Annotated in this window: 21 protein-coding genes and 1 pseudogene; 4 read left to right on the top strand and 18 right to left on the bottom strand. The window is 69.4% G+C overall.

The window, feature by feature from the left end:
* Positions 1-2 precede the first annotated feature (2 nt).
* From ABD770_RS00575 to ABD770_RS00615, 9 genes and pseudogenes are all read right to left on the bottom strand, one after another.
* The gene (locus tag ABD770_RS00575; protein ID WP_344817544.1) at positions 3-446 is read right to left on the bottom strand and encodes a hypothetical protein; all 444 of its coding nucleotides are present in this window, start codon (positions 444-446) and stop codon (positions 3-5) included.
* Positions 443-1,189 (bottom strand): 4-hydroxy-tetrahydrodipicolinate reductase, encoded by a 747-nt coding sequence (locus tag ABD770_RS00580; protein ID WP_344817545.1) that lies wholly within the window; start codon positions 1,187-1,189, stop codon positions 443-445. The genes ABD770_RS00575 and ABD770_RS00580 overlap by 4 nt, the downstream gene beginning before the upstream one ends.
* A gap of 50 nt (positions 1,190-1,239) precedes the next feature.
* Complete coding sequence (locus ABD770_RS00585) at positions 1,240-1,842, bottom strand: histidine phosphatase family protein (RefSeq protein WP_344817546.1); 603 nt, start codon at positions 1,840-1,842, stop codon at positions 1,240-1,242.
* A gap of 86 nt (positions 1,843-1,928) precedes the next feature.
* Positions 1,929-2,954 carry an aldo/keto reductase gene (locus ABD770_RS00590; protein ID WP_344817547.1) on the bottom strand — a complete coding sequence of 342 codons (1,026 nt, stop codon included), beginning with the start codon at positions 2,952-2,954 and terminating at the stop codon, positions 1,929-1,931.
* A 203-nt stretch (positions 2,955-3,157) separates the two neighbouring features.
* Entirely contained in the window at positions 3,158-5,431 is a 2,274-nt protein-coding gene (locus tag ABD770_RS00595; protein ID WP_344817548.1) for a polyribonucleotide nucleotidyltransferase, read from the bottom strand.
* Positions 5,432-5,690: 259 nt separating this feature from the next.
* Positions 5,691-6,176 carry an SGNH/GDSL hydrolase family protein gene (locus ABD770_RS00600; protein WP_344819825.1) on the bottom strand — a complete coding sequence of 162 codons (486 nt, stop codon included), beginning with the start codon at positions 6,174-6,176 and terminating at the stop codon, positions 5,691-5,693.
* Positions 6,177-6,277: 101 nt separating this feature from the next.
* Positions 6,278-7,678: pseudogene (locus ABD770_RS00605) on the bottom strand (glycosyltransferase family 4 protein); the annotation flags it as partial.
* Between the two features lie 130 nt (positions 7,679-7,808).
* Positions 7,809-8,453 (bottom strand): FMN reductase, encoded by a 645-nt coding sequence (locus tag ABD770_RS00610; RefSeq protein ID WP_344817549.1) that lies wholly within the window; start codon positions 8,451-8,453, stop codon positions 7,809-7,811.
* Position 8,454: 1 nt separating this feature from the next.
* Positions 8,455-9,654 carry an LLM class flavin-dependent oxidoreductase gene (locus tag ABD770_RS00615; protein WP_344819826.1) on the bottom strand — a complete coding sequence of 400 codons (1,200 nt, stop codon included), beginning with the start codon at positions 9,652-9,654 and terminating at the stop codon, positions 8,455-8,457.
* A 156-nt stretch (positions 9,655-9,810) separates the two neighbouring features.
* Between ABD770_RS00615 and ABD770_RS00620 the strand changes: the two genes are divergently transcribed.
* Positions 9,811-10,950 (top strand): acyltransferase family protein, encoded by a 1,140-nt coding sequence (locus ABD770_RS00620; RefSeq protein WP_344817550.1) that lies wholly within the window; start codon positions 9,811-9,813, stop codon positions 10,948-10,950.
* Between the two features lie 6 nt (positions 10,951-10,956).
* Here the strand turns inward: ABD770_RS00620 and efeB are convergent, their stop codons facing one another.
* Genes efeB through efeU form a run of 3 tightly spaced genes read right to left on the bottom strand, consistent with a single transcriptional unit; the run spans position 10,957 to position 14,430 of the window.
* Entirely contained in the window at positions 10,957-12,213 is a 1,257-nt protein-coding gene (gene efeB, locus ABD770_RS00625) for an iron uptake transporter deferrochelatase/peroxidase subunit (RefSeq protein WP_344817551.1), read from the bottom strand.
* Between the two features lie 13 nt (positions 12,214-12,226).
* Entirely contained in the window at positions 12,227-13,459 is a 1,233-nt protein-coding gene (gene efeO / locus ABD770_RS00630) for an iron uptake system protein EfeO (RefSeq protein ID WP_344817552.1), read from the bottom strand.
* Positions 13,456-14,430, bottom strand: a complete 975-nt coding sequence (efeU, locus tag ABD770_RS00635; protein ID WP_344817553.1) for an iron uptake transporter permease EfeU — start codon at positions 14,428-14,430, stop codon at positions 13,456-13,458. The genes efeO and efeU overlap by 4 nt, the downstream gene beginning before the upstream one ends.
* 99 nt (positions 14,431-14,529) lie before the next feature.
* Here efeU and ABD770_RS00640 point away from each other — a divergent pair, with 99 nt between their 5' ends.
* Positions 14,530-15,534: an isopenicillin N synthase family dioxygenase gene (locus ABD770_RS00640; RefSeq protein ID WP_344817554.1), complete on the top strand. Its 1,005-nt coding sequence runs from the start codon at positions 14,530-14,532 to the stop codon at positions 15,532-15,534.
* Positions 15,535-15,562: 28 nt separating this feature from the next.
* Here ABD770_RS00640 and ABD770_RS00645 read toward each other — a convergent pair whose 3' ends face one another.
* The 3 genes from ABD770_RS00645 to rpsO all read right to left on the bottom strand — a co-directional run bounded on the left by ABD770_RS00645 (position 15,563) and on the right by rpsO (position 17,372).
* A complete protein-coding gene (locus ABD770_RS00645) occupies positions 15,563-15,898 on the bottom strand; it encodes a transcriptional regulator (protein ID WP_344817555.1) in 336 nt (111 codons plus the stop codon).
* Positions 15,891-16,745 (bottom strand): hypothetical protein, encoded by an 855-nt coding sequence (locus ABD770_RS00650; protein WP_344817556.1) that lies wholly within the window; start codon positions 16,743-16,745, stop codon positions 15,891-15,893. Before ABD770_RS00650 ends, ABD770_RS00645 begins: the two co-directional genes overlap by 8 nt.
* Positions 16,746-17,102: 357 nt before the next feature.
* The gene (gene rpsO, locus ABD770_RS00655; RefSeq protein ID WP_344817557.1) at positions 17,103-17,372 is read right to left on the bottom strand and encodes a 30S ribosomal protein S15; all 270 of its coding nucleotides are present in this window, start codon (positions 17,370-17,372) and stop codon (positions 17,103-17,105) included.
* 142 nt (positions 17,373-17,514) lie between these two features.
* Between rpsO and ABD770_RS00660 the strand changes: the two genes are divergently transcribed.
* A complete protein-coding gene (locus ABD770_RS00660; RefSeq protein ID WP_344817558.1) occupies positions 17,515-18,807 on the top strand; it encodes an MFS transporter in 1,293 nt (430 codons plus the stop codon).
* Positions 18,808-18,846: 39 nt separating this feature from the next.
* On the opposite strand, the gene ABD770_RS00665 is transcribed toward ABD770_RS00660, so the two are convergent.
* The 3 genes from ABD770_RS00665 to ABD770_RS00675 all read right to left on the bottom strand — a co-directional run bounded on the left by ABD770_RS00665 (position 18,847) and on the right by ABD770_RS00675 (position 21,489).
* A complete protein-coding gene (locus ABD770_RS00665) occupies positions 18,847-19,395 on the bottom strand; it encodes a YceI family protein (protein WP_344817559.1) in 549 nt (182 codons plus the stop codon).
* A gap of 161 nt (positions 19,396-19,556) precedes the next feature.
* On the bottom strand, positions 19,557-19,925 hold the full coding sequence (locus ABD770_RS00670; protein WP_344817560.1) for an FKBP-type peptidyl-prolyl cis-trans isomerase: 369 nt from the start codon (positions 19,923-19,925) through the stop codon (positions 19,557-19,559).
* Between the two features lie 238 nt (positions 19,926-20,163).
* Positions 20,164-21,489, bottom strand: coding sequence for a PrsW family intramembrane metalloprotease (locus ABD770_RS00675; protein ID WP_344817561.1), 1,326 nt, complete (start codon positions 21,487-21,489; stop codon positions 20,164-20,166).
* A 59-nt stretch (positions 21,490-21,548) separates the two neighbouring features.
* On the opposite strand from ABD770_RS00675, the gene ABD770_RS00680 reads away from it, so the two are divergent.
* On the top strand, positions 21,549-22,418 hold the full coding sequence (locus ABD770_RS00680) for a fumarylacetoacetate hydrolase family protein (protein ID WP_344817563.1): 870 nt from the start codon (positions 21,549-21,551) through the stop codon (positions 22,416-22,418).
* Positions 22,419-22,481: the final 63 nt, after the last annotated feature.

The raw sequence follows: 22,481 nt of genomic DNA on the forward strand, positions 1-22,481 counted from the left end.
GTTCAGGAGTGCTCGCGCGCAAGCCCGATCGCGGTGCGGATGCTGGCCCTGGCGTCCTTGCGACGACCTGCCGAATCCTGCACGACGCCCAGCCGGTACCGCGCCTTCCAGTCCGCGGGCGCGGCATCGGCGGCATCCGTGTACCGGCGCAGGAACGGCTCGACGTCCTCCGGACGCAGGCGACCACTGGGGGTGAGGTCGGCGGGTGCCTCCGGCATACCGCCCTCCGCGTCGAGGAGACGCCCGAGCCGGTCGGCGGACAGGCCGAACTGCATCTCACGCACCAGTGCCCACCCGCCGATGACGGCGAGGGCGATCAGCGCGATCCCCATGCACACCGAGATCAGCGTGCCGGTCGTGAAGAACAGCACCGCGAAGTATCCCGCGATGAGGACGTACAGGAGCAGTGCCGCGCCCATCAGGGCGACGCTGATGCGGGTGGTCACGAACGGGTTCCGATGCCGATGTCGATGATGTTCTCCAGCCCCACCACGATGCCGTGCGCGTCACGGGCGAACGGGAGCGCGAGCCGGATGCCCGGCGCGTACGCCGCCGCGGAGTCCGCCGTGTCGTGCACGATGCTCAGAGTCTCGCCCGGGCCCGACAGGATCGCCTCCTGACGTGCGATGACACCGGGCCGACGCAGCGAATGCACGGGGATGCCCGCGACCTGCTGCCCGCGGGCGCGCTGATCGACGTGCGGGGCGTGGAACGGCCCGCTCTCGATCCTGGCATCCGTCATCAGTTCGGCCGTGCGCACGGCCGTGCCGCTGGGCGAGTCGATCTTGGTGTCCCGATGCGATTCCACGATCTCCGCGAAGGGGAAGAACGGCGCGGCGGCGGCCGCCAGCGCGGTGCCCAGCGCGGAGCCCAGCGAGAAGTTCGGGATGAACACGACACCCGATGCGTCGGACGCGACGAGCGGACGCACGAGCGAGATGCGCTCCTGGGACCATCCCGAGGTGCCCACCAGGACGTTGACGCCGCTCTCCAGGGCGGCGCGCACCACCTCGATGCTCACCGCGGGCGTGGAGGCGTCGACGATGAGATCGGCGCCCGCCAGTTCGCGGAGGTCGCTCCCGGATCCGAGCACATTGCGCACCGTGAATCCATCGAGCTCATCGATGACCGCATGGATGATGCGGCCGAGCCTGCCTGACCCGCCGACGAGGGCAACCTGAGTCGTCATGCCTCCAGTCTAGGTTCGCCGTGGAGACGCCCGGCTCCCGTGACGACGATTCACACCGGTGGGCCGTCGGGCAGCCCGGTGCGAAGCTCCATCGGCAGATGCCCGAGGTCGTTGTGACTGAGCAACGTCCAGGGTCTGCCCTGCTTCTGGGCGATGACGCTGAGCCCGCAGTGCGCCTGGTTCAGGGTCAGCCATCGCCAGTCGGGCGCGCCGAGCACCTCGCGCACGAACCAGGCGATGACGAAGTTGTGCGTGATGAGCACCTCGTGCACCTCGCCGTTGCGCCGTTGCAGGAACTCGCCGACGGCGTCCGTCATCTGCGCGCGCCCGGCTTCGACCTCGGCTTCGCTGACGGACCCGAAGAACGACTCGTACGCCGACGGCGTATCCTCATCCATCCCGGTGGGCACGCAGTCGAACAGCAGCGCCGAGGGCGCCGGGTCGACCGAGGGCAGCCGGGCGGCGATCGAGCGTGCGGTCTCCGCGGCCCGCAGCAACGGAGAGTGCCAGACGGCGTCCAGGGGAAGGCCCGAGAGTCTGTCGGCGATCAGCTCGGCCTGCCGCTGACCCCGTGGCGAGAGCGGACCGTCGTCGATGCCGTGCTCGGCGTCCTGGTGCTCACCGTGTCTGACCAGATATATGTAGTGCGTCACAACCCTGCTCACTTCATGCCGCCGCGTTGCGGCGCCTCCAGCTTAGGGCACCCCGCATGCACCGGTCGGGGACGAGACGCCCGACATCAGTCTCCGGCGCGGGAGAGCTCAGCCAGCTGCGTGCGGGACAGCGAGACCCCTGCGCCCTGCATGAGCTCCTCGATGTGCGCGGGCGCGAACGCATTGACGATCGGAGCGACGACGGTGCGCTGCGCGAGCAGCCAGGCGATCGACACCGCGGCGACGGGCACCGCCAGCTCGGCGGCCACGATGTCCAGTGCGCGCAGGACGCGGATGCCGCGCCGGTTCAGATGCGAACGGATCTGCTGTCCCCGTACGCCGACGACCTCGGACCTGCTACGGTGACGCCCGGAGAGGAAGCCGTGCTCGAGCGCATGCGAAGGCGTCACGGCGAGACTCTGCGCAGCCGCGACCAGCCGCAGGTCGCCCTCGAAGGCGTCTCGGCGCACGAGGTTGTACGGCTCGTCCAGCACATCCAGTCTCGGATACCCCGCCGAGGCGAGGATCCTGGCCTCCACGAGGCGTTCGGGGGTGAAACGGAACCCGCCGACTGCGGAGATCTTGCCCGCCTCCCTGAGCCACTCCACCGTGGCCAGGGTGTCCTCGAGATCGGACGTCTCGTCCAGGGAGGCGTCGAGGTACAGCACGTCGATGCGGTCCGTGCCGAGTCTGGTGAGCGATGCCTCCACGGCACGGACGAGGTTCACCGAGTCCAGCCCCGGGTTGTCGGCATGGGTGCCGATGCGAACGCTCAGCACGACCCGATCACGGCTGCCGCGCGAACGCAGCCACTGCCCGACGATGTGCTCGCTGCGGCCGCCGGAGTAGCCGTCGGCGGTGTGGACGGCGTTGCCGCCGAACTCCAGGTACCTGTCCAGCAGCAGGTGGCTGGTGGGCAGATCGACATTCCACCCGAACTCCGCAGCGCCCAGCATCAGCGGGAAGACGGAGAACCCCGTCTCGCCCAGTGGGACGCGGATCGTCTCGCCGACGCCGGGGCCGAGGACGGGGATCGGAGCGGAGGGATGCGTGTCGACGGCATCTTCGGCGCGCGACCGCCTGTCGGCCGCGCCACCGGAGAAGATCCTCATCCCCCACCCCCGTGAGATCTGTCACGCATCCTGATGCGTACTTCGAGAGTAAGTGACGATCCGGCCTCGAAAGGCCGGGAAGTCGACCCGTGCGGGAACTTCTCGTAACGATCCGGTCACGCATACACCGGCCCGGTGCCGCACGATCTCTCGCGCGGCACCGGGCCGTCCGCTCGGATGCCGACGACGCGGCACCCGGAAGGTCACGCCTCTGCGGGCTCCTCGGTCTTCTCCGCGGCGGCGGGGGCGTCGTCGAGCACGGGCTCGAGGGACAGCTTGCCGCGGTCGTCGATCTTCGTGATGCGCACGAGGATCTTCTGGCCGACCGAGAGGACGTCGCCGACGTCCTCGACCCGCTTGCCACCGGCGAGCTTGCGCACCTCGGTGACATGCAGCAGCCCGTCCTTGCCGGGAAGCAGCGAGATGAAGGCGCCGAAGCCGGCGATCTTCACGACGGTCCCGAGGAACTGCTCGCCGACCTCGGGGTTGGTGGGGTTGGCGATCGCATTGACCTGGGCGCGCGCGGCCTCTGCGGACGGGCCGTCGACGGCGCCGATGTACACCGTGCCGTCCTCCTCGATCGAGATCTGCGCACCGGTCTCATCCTGGATCGCGTTGATCGTCTTCCCCTTCGGGCCGATCAGCTCGCCGATCTTGTCGACCGGGATCTGCACGCTGATGACGCGCGGTGCGGTGGGCGCCATCTCATCGGGCGCGTCGATCGCGGCGTTGAGCACGTTCAGGATCGTGAGGCGGGCCTCGCGCGCCTGCGTGAGAGCGCCGGCGAGGACGTCCGACGGGATGCCGTCGAGTTTGGTGTCCAGCTGGATGGCCGTGACGAACTCGCTGGTGCCGGCGACCTTGAAGTCCATGTCGCCGAGCGCGTCCTCCGCTCCGAGGATGTCGGTGAGCGCCGCGTAGCGGGTCTGGCCGTCGACCTCGTCCGAGACCAGGCCCATGGCGATGCCGGCCACCGGCGCGCGCAGCGGCACACCGGCGTTCAGCAGCGACAGCGTCGAGGCGCACACCGAGCCCATCGACGTCGAGCCGTTGGAGCCGAGGGCCTCGGAGACCTGGCGGATCGCGTAGGGGAACTCCTCGCGCGTGGGCAGCACCGGCACGAGCGCGCGCTCGGCGAGGAAGCCGTGCCCGATCTCGCGACGCTTGGGCGAGCCCACCCGGCCCGTCTCTCCGGTGGAGTACGGCGGGAAGTTGTAGTGGTGCATGTAGCGCTTGTGCGTCACCGGCGAGAGCGAGTCGATCTGCTGCTCCATCTTGAGCATGTTCAGCGTGGTGACGCCCAGGATCTGCGTCTCGCCGCGCTGGAAGATCGCCGACCCGTGCACACGCGGGATGACCTGCACCTCGGCGTCGAGCGGCCGGATATCGGCCAGGCCGCGGCCGTCCATGCGCACGCCCTCGGCGAGGATGCGCCCGCGGACGATGCGCTTGGTGACGGACTTGTATGCGGCGGAGACCTCGCCCGCCGCCGACTCGGGCAGCGTGCCGGCCTCGATGGCGGCGGCGACCTCGGCCTTGACGCGGTTCTTGACCTCGTCATCGGCGTTCTGGCGCTCGATCTTGTCGGCGATGAGGTAGACCTTCTCGAGATCGGCGGACGCGGAGGCGGCGACGAAGTCGAGCGTGGCCTGCTCGTACGCGGGGAAGACCGGGTAGACACCGGGCTCCTTCGAGGCGTGCTGCGCCATGTCGGCCTGCGCCTCGACGAGCTGCTTGAGGAACGGCTTGGCGGCCTCGAGACCGCCGGCGACGATCTCCTCGCTGGGCTTGACGGCGCCGGCCTTGATGAGGTTCCAGCTGTTCTCCGTGGCCTCGGCCTCGACCATCATGATCGCGACGTCCTCGGAGCCGTCGGCCTTCTTGACGACGCGACCGGCGACCATGAGGTCGAACACGGCCTCCTCGACCTGAGCCTGGTTCGGGAACGCCACCCACTGGTCCGCGTGCTCGCCGTGACCGGGGATCAGCGCCAGGCGGACGCCGGCGATGGGCCCGGAGAACGGCAGACCCGAGATCTGCGTGGAGGCGGATGCCGCGTTGATCGCCAGGGCGTCGTAGTACTCGCCGGGGGCGATCGACAGCACGGTGACGACGATCTGGACCTCGTTGCGCAGACCGTCCACGAACGACGGACGCAGTGGACGGTCGATGAGGCGGCAGACGAGGATCGCCTCCGTGGAGGGACGTCCCTCACGGCGGAAGAACGAACCCGGGATCTTGCCGGCGGCGTACGAGCGCTCCTCGACGTCGACGGTGAGCGGGAAGAAGTCGAACCCCTCGCGCGGGTGCTTTCCCGCGCTGGTGGCCGACAGGATCATGGTCTCGTCGTCGAGGTACGCGGCGACGGAGCCCTGGGCCTGCTGGGCGAGGCGTCCGGTCTCGAACCGGACTGTGCGGGTGCCGAAGCGGCCGTTGTCGAGAACGGCCTCGGCGGCGGTGATTTCAGGACCTTCCAAGAGGTCTCTCCTTCTTTGTTTAGGCTCGCGCGTCCGTGTGACGGGCGAGTTCTCGCGAAGGAGCGGATGCGGGCAGATACAAGCGCGCGGGCTCCCCGCGACTTCCGCCTGCGCTGGCCACCAGTAGAAGATCACTCGGCGCACCGCACGACGAGGAACCCACCACAGGGGACCAGCTTCTCAGCCGGCCGCTCCGTGATACGTCGATATGAAGTTGACGGATGCCATGGGCATCCTCGGACAGCCTAGCAGGACGACCTCACCGCACCCTCGTACGATCCTGCGCATCATTGCGTGCGACGTACACCCAGTCGTCGTGCTTGGCCGTGCGCCCGTCCCCCGCCGTGCGCCCCCGCAGTCGTCGCCACACCCACGGCAGCGCATGGCGACGCCACCAGGCGCGACGGGTGATGTGCTCCTCGTCGTGCAGCGCCTCGTCGAGAAGCCCCAGCGCCTCGGCGTGCGGCACCCCCAGCGCCTCGCCCGCCCGGTACGCGAGGAAGCGATGACCGCGGCTGGACAGATGAACGAGATCCTCGGCCCAGTGCGCCCTGTCCCCCAGCGCCGGGTGCAGATCGGCGTCGATGAGGATCGCACCGGTGCGCCGGGCTGTGCCGGCGAGCGCGCTGGCGTACGCGGAGAAGCGCTTCGCGTAGATGGCGGAGGCCGCCCGGCGGGGCAGCATGGGGGTGACGAGGATGACGTCCGCACCGGTCGCTCGCAGTCGGGTGACGGCGTCCTCCACCTGCGCGGCCAGCGCGGGGATGTCCGCACGGAGGCGGACCAGGCGTTGGATCCGACGAACACCGACACGAGGTCAGGACGCAGCTCGAGCGCTCTGCGCAGCTGCGGACCGCACACGTCGGCGACGCGACGCGAGCGCACCGCGAGGTTCGCGTAATGCAGTCCGCCCCGGGCGGAGAGGAGCAGGGCGAGGCGATCGGCCCAGCCGCGCTCGATGCCGTCGGTCCCTGGGTCCCCGATCCCCTCGGTGAGGGAATCCCCCAGCGCGACGAACCGCTGCCAGCGGCGCCCGTGCACGGGCTCGACCGGCTCCGGGCGGCACGCCCGGGGAGCGTGGAGGGTGCGGTCCAACGCGTGCAGCCGCTGGGCCTCCTCGAAGTGCTCCACGAGCCGATCGCACACCGCGGACCAGCTGCGGCCCTCGATGGCCTCGCGCCCGGCGCGGCCGAATGCTCGGCGCTTGCGCTCGTCGCCGACGAGATCGCGCACCCGCATCCGCAGGTCCTCGAGATCACCCGGACGGTACAGCCAGCCGTCGATGCCCATCCGCACGAGATCCATCGGTCCGCCGCGCCCCGTGGCGACCACCGGCACGCCGCTCGCGTGGGCCTCCTGCAGGGTCTGCCCGAACGTCTCGCTCTCGCCGGGGTGCACGAAGACGTCGAAGGAGGCCATCGCCCGGGCGAGCTCCGCGCCGGACAGGTGCCCGAGGAACACGGCGTCCGGCAGCAGCGCCTCCAGTCGCGGCCGGGAGGGCCCGTCGCCGACGACGACGAGACGGATGCCGGGGATGCCGCGCAGTGCCGCGAGGTCCTCGACCTGCTTCTCCGGGGCGAGGCGGCCCACGTACCCCACGGTGACCAGGCCGGGCGCGCGATGCTCCCACTGCTCGTCCCTGGCACCCGGGTGGAATCGCTCGGCATCCACTCCCCTGCCCCAGCGACGCACCCGGTCGACGCCGAGTCGGGTCAGCTGCGCCTCGGACTCGCCGGAGGGCGCCAGCGTGAGGGTCGCGCGGCGGTGCAGTCGCACGAGGTGCGCCTCGGCGAGCGCGGACGTCAGCTGCATCCGGTAACGGGAGGCGTAGGAGGCGACATCGGTCTGGTACGCGGCCACCGTCGGCAGGTCCAGGGCGTTCGCGGCGACGACGCCGCGCCAGCCGAGGACGAAGGGCGATGCCAGGTGCACGACATCGGGCCGGAACCGTCGCAGAGACTCCCGCACCCGGCCGGCGCTCACGGTGCCCACGCGGACATCGCGATATCCCGGCAGCGGAACGGATGCGACGCCGTCGACGCGTGCCGCTCCCGAGCGCCGCGGCGTTCCCGGCGCGGCCGGAGCGATGACGTGGGCCGCGTGCCCGGTGCGCTCGAGATGGCGCAGGAGCTGCACGACCGATCCGGTCACGCCGTTCATGTGGGGCAGGAATGATTCGGTGACGATCGCTACTCTCACACAGCCAGGATGTCGCCCGCCCCGGCCCCGGCCCGTCGGCGACGGCATCAGCCGTCGAGAGTTCACCGAATGCACGGATGCCGGTCATCCGGCCTCCCCCTGCCCTTTCCCCGCGGTGGACGCCGACGCGGCGGACACCGACGGCGCTGGATCGCCGGCATCCGCCGTGGGCGGGCCGTCACTCGCCCGCAAGGCCTCCGAGGAGGTGGCCGAAGGACCTGCCCTTGCCGAGGTAGGTGTCGGGGTCGAACGGGTCGGCATCCGTGATCGGCTCCTTGCGTGCGATCGCGTCCGCGAGCTCCCTGGCTCCGCGCTCGACCCGCGCGCTCAGGGGCGCCACGTCGTCGGCGTTGGCGCCCCAGTCGCCGGATGCCGCGAACACCCCGGTCGAGACGGGCTCGGCGTGCAGGTAGGTGAACAGCGGCCGGATCGCATAGTCGATGGCCAGCGAGTGTCGGGCCGTGCCCGCGTTGGCTCCGATGAGCACGGGCTTGCCGGTGAGCGCGTCGGGGTCGAGCACGTCGATGAACGACTTGAACAGTCCTGCATAGCTCGTGGAGAAGATCGGGGTGACGGCGATGACGGCATCCGCCGACACGACCCGGTTGATCGCCTCCTCCAGGGGCGCGGGGGCGAAGCCGGTGAGCAGGTTGTTCGCGATGTCGTGCGCGAGATCGCGCAGCTCGATCACGTCCGCCTGCACGTCGATGTCGTGCTCGCGCAGCGCCTTGGCGGTCTCCGCCGCCAGGCGGTCGGCGAGCATTCGCGTCGATGACGGGTTGGACAGGCCGGAGGAGACGACGGCGATGCGGCGCTCGCTCATCTCAGGCCTCCTTCCGTGCCAGCCCGAAGGCCGCACCGGCCGGGGCCGGGGCGTCCTGGTAGGGGGACCCGGCGGTGAGGTTGTCGCCGCGGTTCGCGCCCGGGCGCGCCTGACGTGCGGGCCCGTCGCCGTACACCTCGCGGACGCGTGCCGCGTGGGTGGGCGCGTCGGGGACGGTGTCGGGACGATTCGCAGCCAGCTCGCGGCGCAGCACGGGGACGACCTGCTCGCCGAGCAGGTCGATCTGCTCGAGAACGGTCTTCAGCGGCAGCCCGGCGTGGTCGACGAGGAAGAGCTGACGCTGGTAGTCGCCGAAGGTGTCGCGCATCGACGCGTAGCGGTCGATGACCTGCTGCGGCGATCCGACCGTCAGCGGCGTCATCTCGGTGAAGTCCTCCATGGACGGCCCGTGGCCGTAGACCGGGGCGTTGTCGAAGTACGGCCGGAACTCGTTCACGGCGTCCTGCGACTTCGGCCGGATGAACGCCTGTCCGCCCAGGCCCACGATCGCCGTCTCGGGGGTGCCGTGGCCGTAATGAGCCCAGCGCTGGCGGTACAGCTCGATGAGGCGCTGGTAGTGCTCCTTGGGCCAGAAGATGTTGTTCGCGAAGAAGCCGTCTCCGTAGTACGCGGCCTGCTCGGCGATCTCGGGGGTGCGGATGGAGCCGTGCCACACGAACGGCGCGATGCCGTCCAGCGGCCGCGGGGTGGAGGTGAAGCCCTGGAGAGGGGTGCGGAACTTCCCCTCCCAGTCCACGACGTCCTGGGTCCACAGCTCGTGCAGCAGCGCGTAGTTCTCGATGGCCAGCGGCAGCCCCTGCCGGATGTCCTTGCCGAACCACGGGTACACCGGTCCGGTGTTGCCCCGCCCCATCATGAGGTCCATGCGCCCGCCCGTGAGGTGCTGGAGCATCGCATACTCCTCGGCGATGCGCACGGGGTCGTTCGTGGTGATGAGGGTCGTGCCCGTCGAGACGATGAGGTTCTCGGTCTGCGCCGCGATGTAGGCGAGGATCGTGGTGGGACTGGAGGAGAAGAACGGCGGGTTGTGGTGCTCGCCGATCGCGAAGACGTCGAGGCCGGCATCGTCGGCGTGCTTGGCCATCGTGACCGCTGCCCGGATCCGCTCGTTCTCGCTGGGAGTCACCCCCGTGATCGGGTCCTGCGTGATGTCACTGACAGACATGATGCCGAACTGCATACCGGTCCGGCTGCGGTCGTTCTGCGCGTCCATGATGTTCTCCGCTCGGGATGCCCTGGCATCCATTTCTATTCAAGTGAATGTACCTGGTGAAACGCAGGATGTGCAAGCTTATTCCCCAGGCGATGAAGAAGTTCCCACGGGTACCCTCGGATGATGAGCAGTGACGTCCCGCACCCGCACACCGGCTCGACGGGCGCGGTACCCCGCCCGCGACGACGCGTGCCGTTCTGGGACAATGCACGCTTCGCCTGCATCGTGCTGGTGGTGCTCGGCCACGGCATCCAGCGGCTGACCTACGACTCCGACATCGCCTACGCGCTCTACCTGTCGATCTACGCCTTCCACATGCCGGCGTTCGCCGTCATCTCCGGATACTTCTCGAAGGCGGCGTCCCCCTCCACCCGGCAGATGACGCGGATCATCACGGACATCATCGTCCCGTACCTCATCTTCGAGGCGCTGTGGACCCTCACCAAGCTCCTCGTCGAAGGGCATGCCGACCCCAACCTCACCCAGCCGTCGTGGACGCTGTGGTTCCTGCTCGCGCTGGGCATCTTCCGCCTCGTGCTGCCGTACCTCGCGCTGCTGCGCTGGCCGCTGGTGTGGGCACTGGTCATCTCTGTCGGCGTGGGATACGTCAGCAACGTCAACAGCACCTTCTCACTGTCGAGAACGCTGGGACTGCTGTTCTTCTTCACGTTCGGATGGTGGCTGCGCGAGCACGACATCATCCGCAGGTTCCGGCTGGTCGAGCACCGACCCTGGTGGCTGCGCACGATCGCGGCACTCGTGCTGGCGGGCTGGTTGTTCGTCTGCTGGCGCTGGCTGACGGTGTGGCAGCAGATCGACCTGACCCACTGGTTCTTCTACGAGGATTCCTACGCGCACCTCACCGGCGAGGTGCACTGGTGGGCGGGTGCCGTGCGACTGGGCTTCATGGCGCTGGCGCTCGTGCTGACATCCGCGTTCTTCGCACTGCTGCCGCGCAGTGAGCGCCGCTGGACGACCCTCGGACAGTACACGATGTACGTGTATCTGCTGCACTCCTTCGTGCTGTACCCCTTCCGCGAGTCGGGCGTTCTGCGCGGGCTGGATCCGACCTGGCTGTGGCTGCCGACGGTCACGCTGCTGGCGGTCGCGATCGCGTTCCTGCTGGCCTCCGGGCCGATCCGTCGTGTGTTCCGCCCCCTGATCGAGCCTCGGCCGAGATGGATGTTCGCCGATGCCGCGCTCGTGTCGACGTCCGACCACCGCAACGACCCGACCGGTTCACGTCGGGCGGCGGGGAGCTAGTCGCACTCAGTCGAACAGACCCGCCCCGACGAACGAGCCCTGCTGTGCGCCGGGCGGGACGGCCCAGATCCCTGAGCCGACATGCCGGATGTACTCGTTGAGCAGGTCCGTGGACAACGCGCGCTGCAGAGTCACGAACTGTGCGGGGTCGCGCTGGTAGGAGAGGAAGAACAGCCCCGCATCCAGGCGCCCCAGTTCGTTGTTCCCGCCGACGTAGTTGAATCCCCGGCGCAGGATCCGGATGCCGTTGTTGCCGTCATGATGGGCGAGTCGCACGTGGCTGTGCGCATCCAGCCGTGCCAGCACCGGGGCGTCGCTCTCCGCACCGCCGGACAGCGGGGCGCCCTCCCCCTTGTCACGGCCGAAGATGCGCTGCTGCTCGGACAAGCGCACACGGTCCCAGGTCTCGATGAGCATCGCGATCCTGCGTGCCACGAGGTAGGAGCCTCCTGCCAACCAGTCCGGACCATCGCCCTCGCCCACCCAGACGTGCTCCGCCAGCGCCGCCGCGTCATCGGCGAGGATGTTCGCCGTGCCGTCCTTGAAACCGAACAGGTTGCGCGGCGTCTGCTGCGCGGCCGACGTGCGGGATGTCCGTCCGAACCCGAGCTGCGACCATCTCAGCTTCGCCCGTCCGAACGCGATCCGGCTGAGGTTGCGGATCGCGTGCACGGCCACCTGGGGGTCGTCCGCGCACACCTGGATGCACAGGTCGCCGTCCGACTGAGCGGGATCCAGGTCGTCGCCGACGAACGCGGGAAGCCGTTCGAGCCTCGCGGGACGCCGATCACGGATCCCGTACCGGTCGCCGTCGTCGTTCTCGAACAGCGTCGGGCCGAACCCGATCGTGATCGTCAGTGCCGCGGCCTTCAGGCCCAGCGCCTCTCCCGTGTCGTCCGGGGGCGCCTCGGCGGGCCCGCCGACGGCACCGGTGGCGCTGACCTCCAGACCCTGGGTCATGCGCGCGGACGCATAGCTCCAGTCCTGCAGCAGCTCGATGAGGTCGTCGCGGTCGCTGCGGGGCATCATGTCGAAGGCCGCGAAGTGCAGATGCTCCTGCACGGCGGTGACGATCCCGGACTGGTGCGCTCCGAAGAACGGGTGGACATCCGCCGCCTCGTCGGACCGCGCACCGCGCGAACCCAGTGCGAAACCGCCCGCGCCGGCGAGGGCGAGCGCCGCCGCGCCCCCACCGGCGGCGAGACCGAGCAGGCCGCGCCTGCTCAGGCCCCGCCGGCCCGCGGCATCCGATTCTCCGCTCATCGACGTTCCGTTCTCAGGACAGGGCGGTGCTCGTCAACTGCGACAGCGGCTCCGCCAGCGCGTTGATGAGGTCGACGAGGTCACGCCTGTCCGTGTCGGACAGCTCCGGGAACGGCGTGAACCCGTCCTGCAGCGAGCCGTGCACGGCGAGCGCCTCCTCCAGTGCGGCGTAGCCGTCGGAGATCTCCTCCACGAGAGCGGCGCCGTCATCACCCTTCGACGTCACGAAGTCGCTGACCAGGGAGAACGCCATCTTCGAGCCCTCGACGTTGGCGGCGAAGTCGTACAGGTCGGTGCCCGACCACCAGTCCTCCTCACCCGTGATCTTCCCGGTGGCCACCTCGTCCAGCAGCGCGACGGCACCGTTGGAGATCCCGGCGATGCCCTGATCGTTCAGCGCGGACATGAAGTCCTCGGAGTGCACGTAGTCGTAGAGCTCCTGGACGTCGGCCGTCAGCAGGTCTGCGTACTCTCCGCGCTCCTGCGGCGTGGAGGGCGCCCAGTCCGCCCACGCCGACGTCTCGCCGTCCGCGTTCAAAGCGTCCTTCGCGGGCTGCCACAGGTCCTTCTCGATGCGATGGAACCCTGTCCAATCAAGGCCGTCGGCGACCGCGTCCACTTCCCGGAAGTCGATCCGCGGGTCGAGGTCTCCCAGAGACTCGGCGACCGGTTCGATGCGCTCGTAGTATGCGCGCGTGAGGGGGAACAGCGACCTGGCCTTCTCATCGTCTCCCGCGATGTAGGCGCTCGTGAGGTCCTCCACGGCGGGGACGAGCTGCCCGACCTGATCCTTGACGAAGGCGGCGTACAGGTCCACCGCCTGCTGCTTCTGCTCGGCATCCGGACCCTCCAGCGCCACCTCATCACCGGTGACGGTGAACGCGGCGCGTCCCACACCCTCGCCGATCATGCCCGGCTTGCACACGGTGAAGTAGTCTCCGGGCTGCGCCACGACGGTGAGGGTGCGGGAGGCGGCCGGGGCGATGTTCTCGACCTCGCCGACGATCCGCAGCCCGTCGGAGGCGAGCAGGTAGAACTCGGTGATCTGGTCGCCGCTGTTGGTGACGTCGAAGCTGAGCGTCCCGCTGGTCGCACTGTCGGAGGACACCGTGCAGGCATCCGCGCCGGAGTCGACGGTGAACGATGCCGCGGGGTCCACGGCGGTCTTGGCCACGCAGCCGGTGAGCGCGACGGCGGTGACCGCGAGCGCGGAGACGAGGGTGAGTGGACGAGCGAGATCGGTCATGCTGCTCCCGGGTTCGATGGGGTGAGGGACGACGGATGCGAGGGCGCGGCGCTCGCTGCGCGGTGAGAGCCGCCGTGAGCCCGGCGTGCACCGCGGATGAAGAAGAAGCCGACGACGAGGACGTACACCGTCCAGCAGGTCACCTGCAGCCAGGTCATGTGCGGCATGAAGCCGATGACCGCCTGCAGCAGCACCGCCCACACTCCCGTGGGGGCGATGACGGCGCTGACATCGAAGGCCCAGCCGAACGGGAAGCCCGCCCAGCCGGTGAGGACGACACCGGTGGCCGCATCGACGGGAGCGGCCCCGCTGAACGGCCCGGGAATGACCCCGGCCTCCTGCAGGTCCATGACGGCGTAGGCCAGCACACCGGCGGCGACGACGACGAGGAAGGCGCCCGTCCAGGTGAAGAACCTTCCGAGATCGAGTCGGAGCGCCCCGCGCGAGAGCATCCAGCCGGCGACGACGGCGATGCCCAGCCCCAGCGCGGCGCCGAGGAGCACGGAGGGATCACGCCCGAAGGTCTGCGACATCGACCACAGCAGCAGCGTGGTCTCGATGCCCTCCCGCGCGACGGACACGAACCCGACGGCGACGAGCGCCCAGACGGTCCCCGCCTCCAGTGCACGGTCGACGCCTCCTTGCAGGGAGGACTTCATGGTGCGCCCCGCCTGCTGCATCCAGAAGATCATCCAGGTGACCATCCCGACGGCCAGCAGCGAGAAGGTCCCCCCGAGGATCTCCTGCGCCTGGGAGGTGAGCGCGTAGGCGCCGAACGTGAGGACGGCGCCGATGCCCAGCGCGAGCGCCACGGCGAGCCCGATGCCCGCCCACATCCGCGCCAGCACGTCCGAACGGCCGATCCGACGCAGATAGGCGACGAGGATGCCGACGACGAGCGCCGCTTCGAGACCTTCGCGAAGGCCGATGAGGAAGGTGGCGAACACAGGCGCAACTCCGAGGATCGTCATGTGGAGTAAGGGATGCCTTACCTAAAGAACTTAGCATGATGACGGTCATGCCCTGCAACATTCCGGTCACGCCCTCGCCGCATTGCCTAACGTGTGCACATGGCTGATCTCACCCTCCCCGTCCTGGATCTCTCCCGGCTCGATCGCGGCGCCCACGAGGCCGACCGCTTCCGCGCCGACCTGCGCGCCGCCACCCATGACGTGGGCTTCTTCTACCTCACGGGAACGGGGGTCTCCGAGGACCTCGAGCAGCGCATGCACCGCGCCGCACGCGACTTCTTCGCCCTGCCGCTGGCCGACAAGCTCGCCATCGAGAACGTCAACAGCCCGCACTTCCGCGGCTACACGCGCATCGGGGGCGAGCGGACCCAGGGCGAGGTGGACTGGCGCGAGCAGATCGACATCGGGCCCGAGCGCGAGCCGGTCGCCGGGGGCCCCGCGTTCAACAGACTGATCGGCCCGAACCAGTGGCCGGCAGCGCAGCCCGGGCTGCGGGACGTCGTCGCCGAGTGGCATGCGACCCTGTCTGCGGTCTCACGCCGGCTGCTGCGGGCATGGGCGCAGGCGCTGGGCGAGACGGAGAGCTACTTCGACGATCACTTCGGCGAACCGTCCACGCTCATCAAGATCGTGCGCTATCCGGGCACGGATCAGCCGCTCCCGCAGCAGGGCGTCGGCGCCCACAAGGACAGCGGGGTGCTGACCCTGCTCTGGGTCGAGCCCGGGAAGGGCGGCCTGCAGGTGCGCCGCGACGGCCAGTGGGTGGACGCCCCGCCCGTGCCGGGGGCGTTCGTGGTGAACATCGGCGAACTGCTGGAATACGCCACCGGCGGGTATCTGCGTGCGACGGACCACCGGGTGGTCTCCCCCGTGGCGCCGGACGACCGCATCTCCATCCCGTTCTTCTTCAATCCCGCGCTGGATGCGAAGCTGCCCCTGATCGATCTGCCCGCCGAGCTCGCCGCGCAGGCCCGCGGTGTGACGGAGGACCCGAGCAACCCCATTCACAGCCTGTACGGCGAGAACGCGCTGAAATCGCGCCTGCGCGCGCACCCCGACGTGGCGGCGATCCACCACCCGGACCTCGTGGCCGCTCGCGCGTAGCATCCGCTCGGGCGCCTGCTGTCGCACGTCACGGCGTGGAGTGATCGCCGCTGCCGTAGTCGACGATGGCCTGGAGCGCGGCGAGATGATCCCGGAACGCGCGACGCCCCTGCGCGGTGCCGCGCACCCAGGTTCGTGGACGCGCGCCGAGCGGCGCCTTGCGCGCGGTGACGTACCCGGCCTCGTCGAGGGACGAGATGGCCTTGCTCAGCGCGGAGTCCGAGACCTGGAGGATGCCGCCGAGCGTCGCGAAGTCGAGTTCGAGGTCCTCCCCCAGTGCCGCCATGAGCGAGAAGCGGATGGGGCTCGCGAAGCTGTCGTCCAGTCGGAGCCGCGGATGCTGCGCCTCCGGATGCTCAGGCATCGGGCGTCCGCCTCAGAGCACCCGCGGCGAAGGCGGCGGCGATGACGGCTCCCGCGAGCAGTCCAGGGACGAGGAGCGGGAGCACCGTGAACTGCACGAGCACCAGGAGGACGACCGTCACCACGGCGGCCGCCACGAAGCAGCCCCACAGGTACGGCCCCCACGCCAGCGCGACGTGCGAGCCGGCACCGGCCGTCTCGACCAGCATCCACACCACCAGGGCCAGCATCACCGCCATCGACACCAGCAGTGACACGATCTCACCGGGCGCGGTGATGCAGGGGATGGTCGCACCGAGTCCCAGCCCGATGCCGATCGTCACGAGCCGGGAGGACCGGTCCAGGGACGGCGGCGTCCGCGACACGGACTCGCCCGAGGCGCGTCGCCATTCGCCCCACGCCAGCGCACCGAACAGCCCGAACGTCGTCACCCCGGGGATGAACCGCACCGCGAACGGGATGTCGACATCGAGGACGAGAGTGCTCAGCGCGCCGACGATCATCACCACGATGATGATGACGGCGATCGTGCGCGCCCTCTGCTCACGACCGCGGCGCTGGTAGCCGTATTCCTCGCGCAGCGTCATCGCGAGCCGTGTCCAGATGAGGAACGGGACCAGGAGCATGGCGACGTTGGAGCCCTCGGCGGGGGCGAACACGAGCATGAGCACGACGAGGTACACCCCCAGTCCCACTCCTTCGGCCAGCATCAGCCGCGCCGCGGCACGGCGGTCGATCCACGTCTCACGGCGCTCGGTCACACGCGCGGACTCGTCGAGGTACGCCTGCGCGACGGCCGCCGACGGCGGATCCAGCGGCGCGGCGCCCTGCGCGGGTGTCTGTTCCATGGGCTCTCACTTTCCATCTGGAAACCTCGGTTACTTTCCTACCGGAAAGTTCCCCGCGCCGTCAATCTGCCGCGTGCCCCGGCCCCGATCCCGGGGCCCCCACGCCCCGCCCTGACCCCGGCCCGCCCGGCGAGGAACCAGATTCGGGGCGAGAACCCAGATTCGGGGCGAGAAACCACACGTGCACAGGGGTCTCACGCGCGAAATGGTCTCTCGGCAGCGGCAGCGCGCATGCGAGGGGCCCGACGGGCGAGGGCTGAGAGGGGCGGGAGGTGTGGGGAGGGACGACGAAGGCCGCCCCACACCCGGGGCGGCCTTCCAAGAATGTTCTGCGCGATTGAACGCTGGTGCGATGCCTCAGCGACGCAGGCCGAGCCGCTCGATGAGCGAGCGGTAGCGGCTGATGTCGATGTCCTGCAGGTAACTCAGCAGGCGACGCCGCTGACCGACGAGCAGGAACAGCCCACGACGCGAGTGGTGGTCGTGCTTGTGCTCCTTGAGGTGCTCGGTGAGGTCCTTGATGCGCTGCGTCAGCATCGCGACCTGCACCTCGGGGGATCCGGTGTCACCGGGGTGCGTCGCGTACTCTTCGATGATCGCCTTCTTGACGTCTGCTTCCAGTGCCATAGATTCGATCCCCTCTCTGCTTGTTGCGCGGCGCCCGACGCCTCTTGCGTGGGCTCTCTTCATCCGCGGCCGATCGAACGGCAACCACAACAGCCTACCAGCAACGAACACCCGGCCGCGTCCGGCCCGGTAGCCTCGAGATGTGCAGTTCACGCGTGGTCTTCTCATCGATCTCTCCCCCTTGAAGATCAGCCCCGCATTCGCGCGCCTGTGGGTCGGCTCCGCGCTGGCGGGGATCGGCGGCCAGTTGACCGTCGTCACCGTGATGCTGCACGTGTTCGAGTTGACCGACAGCACCTTCGCCGTGTCGATGATCGCCGTGGCCGGGCTGATCCCGATGATTCTCGCGGGACTGTACGGCGGCATGCTCGCCGATGCCTTCGACCGCCGCCGGCTCGCCCTCCTCGCCGCGACCGTCGCGTTCGTCGCCACCGCGCTGCTGGCCGCCCTGACCTGGATGCACCTCGAGAACATCTGGTGGCTGTACGGACTGAGCATGATCATCGCGGCGACGAACTCGGTGGGGGTGGCCACCCGCACGGCCATCGTGCCCCGGTTGATCCCGCTGGAGCACCTCACCGCGGCCTCGGCGCTGAACGGCGTCGCGTTCGGCATGACCGTCATGGTGGGTCCGGCCGTGGCGGGGATGCTCGTGGCGCTGACCGGCTTCGGCTGGACCTACACGATCGACATCATCCTGATGCTCTCACTCTTCCTCGGACTGTGGACGCTGCCCGCGCTGCGCCCGGAGGGCACCATCGTCCGGCCGGGGCTCGCCTCCCTCGTGGACGGATGGCACTTCCTGCGCAGGGCCGGGAACATCCGCATGCAGTACCTCATGGACATCACCGCGATGACGTTCGGGCAGCCCCTCACCCTGTTCCCCGCACTGGGAACCGTGCTCCTGGGCGGCGGAGCGTTCACGACCGGCATCCTCACTGCCGCCGTGGCCGTGGGCACCGTCGCCTCGAGTCTGTTCTCCGGACGACTCGTGCACTACCGCTGGCACGGTCTGGGCATCTCCCGCGCCGTGCAGGCCTACGGGCTGACGATCGCCCTGTTCGGGGCGGTGCTGGTGATCGGGCTCTTCCTGCCGCCGGCGTCGGAGCGGACACCGCATATCGCCCTCATCGTCGCGGCGTGCGTCGCACTGGCGCTGTCCGGAGCCGCGGACAACATCAGCTCCATCTACCGGAACACCATGATGCAGGCCGCCGTCCCCGACACCATGCGCGGCAGGCTCCAGGGCATCTTCGTCATCGTCGTCGCCGGCGGACCGCGCGTGGGCGCCCTGTACGCCGGGGCACTGGCCACGGTGACGAGCCTGTGGTTCCCGCCGCTGCTGGGCGGGTTCCTGGTGATCGGCATCGCCGCGATGCTCGCGCGTCTGAGCCCGCGCTTCCGCACCTACGATGCACTGAGCCCCGAGGCCTAGCGCGACGCGCCGGGCCTCGGGGCTCGTGACGGGGGCGACTCAGACCTGCAGCGCACCCTGCAGGTCGAGACCGATCGTGACCTCCTTGCCGACCAGCACACCGCCGGTCTCCAGGGCGGCGTTCCAGGTGAGACCGAACTCCTCACGGTCGATGACGGCCGTGGCGGACGCACCGGCCTTGTAGTTGCCCTGCGGGTCCTTGCCGAAGCCCCCGAAGTCGAACTCGAAGGTGACCGGCTTGGTGATGCCGCGGATCGTCAGGTCGCCGTCCACGAGGAAGTCCCCGTTCTGCACGCGCGTGCCGGTCGAGGTGAACGTCATGACGGGGTGGTTCTCGACGTCGAAGAAGTCCGCGGAGCGCAGGTGCGCGTCCCGTCCCTCATCCTTGGTGTCGATGGAGCTCACATCGACCTTGGCCTCGACCTTCGCCTCGAGGGGGTTCTCCGGCGCGATCAGTGTGGCCTCCTTCACACCGAAGGTGCCGCGCACCTTCGAGATCATCATGTGGCGGACGCTGAAGGTGACCTCGCTGTGCGCCGGGTCCAGGACCCAGGTGCCGGAGCGGTAGCCGGGGATCTCGATCGACATGTGTCTTCTCCTTGAAATGGTGGGTGCCGTCGTGTGCGACACCCAGTCATAACTTACATTCATTGGAATACATTCCCGCGGTCGGCTTGCTCCCAGCGAAGTCAGCCCACGAAAGACCCCCGCCCGCGATGAGCGGACGGGGGTCGGGGTTGCGAGCGCGATCAGCCGACCGCGACGAGGTCGATGATGAAGATCAACGTCTTCCCGGAGAGGAAGTGCCCCGATCCCGCAGGACCGTAGGCGAGATGCGGCGGGATCGTGAGCTCGCGGCGGCCGCCGACCTTCATGCCGGGGATCCCCTCCTGCCAGCCCTGGATCAGGCCGCGGAGCGGGAACTGGATCGTCTCGCCACGCCCCCAGGAGGAATCGAATTCCTCTCCCGTGTCGTGCTCGACCCCGGCGTAATGCACGGTGACGGTGTCTCCTGGTTTCGCTTCGTCGCCGTCGCCGACGATGAGGTCGCGGATGACCAGCTCGGCGGGGGCCGGACCGGTCGGTGCGTCGAACTCGGGCTTTGTGCGATCTGTCATGGTCTCCATCAAACCCGAGGGAGGAGGCATGGTCAACGCGATGACTCCGCTGAGCGCGAACTCGTCAAAGTCGCGACAGCGAACGGACACTTGACATCGGAAGAGGTCCGGTGCACCCTGTCATTAGGTCAACTCAGCGCCCGGGAGACCAGCAGGCATCGCCGCGGCACCGGGCGCTGAGTGCTGTTCGGCACGCGGATCGGCACCGCCGACGGCATCCGCTTCGCGGATCGACTCGTCAGTATGCCAGCAGTTGCGCTCTGGTCACCCGCGTCCGCAGGAGCAGCGCCCGCTCGTCGGCCGCGGCATATCCGTCATGTCCGTTGACGGCGCGCTGCCGCACCGCGGCGAGCGCCGTGGCATCGCGGATGAACGACCGCATCAGCCGGCGCCGGTTCCCCTGAAGGCCCGCCGCCCACCTCAGCGCGGTACGACGACCGGCAGGCGTGGCCAGCATGACGACCTCCTCCGGCGTGAACCAGCCGGCCGCGGCGTAGTCGTCCAACCGGCGCCGTGTCAGTCGGGCCTCCGCGTGGCGCAGCGCCACGATCGCCAGGATGAAGCCGATGAACAGCGGGATCTGCGTCGTCGCGTACAGCACGATGAAGTCCCCGAGCAGAGACGAGCCGTTCCAGAACGCGTGCAGCGCCATGGCACCCAGCAGTCCGACGGCACCGGCTCCCACGGCACCGGCCGAGGTTGCGCCTCGGCGCACCGCGACACCCATCGCGAACCCGGTGAGAGCGGTGAACATGGCGTGCGCGAACGGCGAGATCAGCCCGCGCAGGATGAAGGTCGCGGTCAGGCTCGCCCCACCGCCCTCGATGACGCTCGTCCCGAAGTACTGGATGTTCTCCGTGAAGGCGAAGCCCGCACCCACCAGCGCGCCATAGACGATCCCGTCGACGGGCCCGTCGAATGCGCGCCTGCCGATCAGCAGCACCATCACCACGCCCAGCCCCTTGGCGGCCTCTTCCACGATCGGCGCCTGGACGACGGCGGAGAACAGCGGGTCAGCGCGGACGCCCACGAGCACGAGTCCCAGGTCCACGAGCAGGGCGATTCCCACCCCGGCGACCCCGCCCCAGGCGAGGGCGAAGACCACCAGACTCCGGGGCTCGGGCTCCCACCGGTCGATCAGACGCACCCCGACCAGCACGATGCCCAACGGGATCAGGGCGAGCACCAGTCCCACCACGGAGGCGCCCGTTCCCAGGAACAGAGCGAAATAGGCGATGAGCGCGAGCATCACGAAGCCGAGGAGCCCGAACACCCAGATCGACACCGATCGCCCCCTGCGCACGGGCACGGGAAGCACCGGCATGCCCTGAAGGTCGGATGCGGGTGTGGAACGCGCAGGAGCACCGGCCGTCCCCGTGGCACCCGACGCGCCCGCGCCGCTGACGGGCCCCGCGCCGCCACGCGCGAGGTGATCGAACACCGGGCGCGGCGGCTGCCCGTAGACCGGGCGCGGCGGCTGTCCGTGCCCCTGCTGCGCCGGCTGCTCCACGCCTCGCGAGGACGACGGCTGTGATGACGGCGGGAAGGGGGTTCCAAAGGTCATGGGGAAAGCCTAGAGGGAGCCTCCGGTGACGGAGCCGCCCGGGCCGGTAGCGTAGAGGCATGCGGTTTGCCCATCTGAACGTGCGCGACTCCGAGACGCCTCTCCTCGCCGTCATCGACGGCGAGGAGGCCATCCTCGTCCGCGACCTCCTCTCCTCCGGCCCCAATACGCTTCAAGAGCTGATCGCGGGCGGTGACGACCTTCTCCAACGCGTGCGCGACGCGGTCACCGAGGACCTGGCTCCACGGCATCCGCTCGGCGGGTTCTCGTTCGGCTCCGCTGTCATCGATCCGCCCGCCATCCTCGCCGTGGGACTGAACTACTCGGCGCACTCGAGCGAGCTCGGGCTGAAGACCGACAAGGCGCCCACCGTGTTCACGCTGTGGCCGAACTCCCTCGCCGGCCACGATCGCACGCTCTCCTGGCCCCGCCGCCTCAGCGAATCGGTCGACTACGAGGCGGAGCTCGGCGTGATCATCGGCAGGCCCGCCAAGGATGTCTCCCCCGAAGACGCCCTGAGCACGGTGTGGGGCTACACGGCCGTCAACGACATCACCGCGCGTGACATCCAGTTCGCCGAGGCGCAGTGGTCGCGCTGCAAGTCGTTCGACGGGTTCACGCCCACCGGCCCGTTCGTCGTCACCGCCGACGAGATCCCCGACCCGCAGGCGCTGCACATCTGGACCGTCGTGGACGGGCAGACCGTTCAGGACGCCAGCACCGCGCAGATGGTCCGGTCGGTCGCGACGCTGGTGTCCCACCTCTCGACATCGGTGACCCTGCTGCCGGGCACGCTCATCTCCACGGGCAGCCCGGGCGGAGCCGGCTACTCGCGCGACCCGCAGATCTTCCTCCGCGACGGCTCGACGGTGACCGTCGGACTCGAAGGCATCGGCGAGCTCACCACGCACTGCCGCATCCTGGACTGATCCGATCACGGAGAGCGGGGGCGGATGCCGAACGGCATCCGCCCCCGCTCTCGGCTCGGTCGA

It is taken from the genome of Microbacterium soli, from assembly GCF_039539005.1.
In the GTDB taxonomy this organism is placed as follows: Bacteria; Actinomycetota; Actinomycetes; order Actinomycetales; family Microbacteriaceae; genus Microbacterium; species Microbacterium soli.

Coding starts and splice junctions, on each gene's coding strand:
- ABD770_RS00665 (WP_344817559.1), bottom strand. CDS start 19,395: ATGTCGATCGAGATCCCCGGCTACCGCTCCGGCACCTGGGTCCTGGAC.
- ABD770_RS00615 (WP_344819826.1), bottom strand. CDS start 9,654: ATGCAGTTCGGCATCATGTCTGTCAGTGACATCACGCAGGACCCGATC.
- ABD770_RS00610 (WP_344817549.1), bottom strand. CDS start 8,453: ATGAGCGAGCGCCGCATCGCCGTCGTCTCCTCCGGCCTGTCCAACCCG.
- ABD770_RS00590 (WP_344817547.1), bottom strand. CDS start 2,954: ATGAGGATCTTCTCCGGTGGCGCGGCCGACAGGCGGTCGCGCGCCGAA.
- efeU (WP_344817553.1), bottom strand. CDS start 14,430: ATGACGATCCTCGGAGTTGCGCCTGTGTTCGCCACCTTCCTCATCGGC.
- ABD770_RS00640 (WP_344817554.1), top strand. CDS start 14,530: ATGGCTGATCTCACCCTCCCCGTCCTGGATCTCTCCCGGCTCGATCGC.
- ABD770_RS00670 (WP_344817560.1), bottom strand. CDS start 19,925: ATGACAGATCGCACAAAGCCCGAGTTCGACGCACCGACCGGTCCGGCC.
- efeB (WP_344817551.1), bottom strand. CDS start 12,213: ATGAGCGGAGAATCGGATGCCGCGGGCCGGCGGGGCCTGAGCAGGCGC.
- efeO (WP_344817552.1), bottom strand. CDS start 13,459: ATGACCGATCTCGCTCGTCCACTCACCCTCGTCTCCGCGCTCGCGGTC.
- rpsO (WP_344817557.1), bottom strand. CDS start 17,372: ATGGCACTGGAAGCAGACGTCAAGAAGGCGATCATCGAAGAGTACGCG.
- ABD770_RS00675 (WP_344817561.1), bottom strand. CDS start 21,489: ATGACCTTTGGAACCCCCTTCCCGCCGTCATCACAGCCGTCGTCCTCG.
- ABD770_RS00620 (WP_344817550.1), top strand. CDS start 9,811: ATGAGCAGTGACGTCCCGCACCCGCACACCGGCTCGACGGGCGCGGTA.
- ABD770_RS00645 (WP_344817555.1), bottom strand. CDS start 15,898: ATGCCTGAGCATCCGGAGGCGCAGCATCCGCGGCTCCGACTGGACGAC.
- ABD770_RS00680 (WP_344817563.1), top strand. CDS start 21,549: ATGCGGTTTGCCCATCTGAACGTGCGCGACTCCGAGACGCCTCTCCTC.
- ABD770_RS00580 (WP_344817545.1), bottom strand. CDS start 1,189: ATGACGACTCAGGTTGCCCTCGTCGGCGGGTCAGGCAGGCTCGGCCGC.
- ABD770_RS00650 (WP_344817556.1), bottom strand. CDS start 16,745: ATGGAACAGACACCCGCGCAGGGCGCCGCGCCGCTGGATCCGCCGTCG.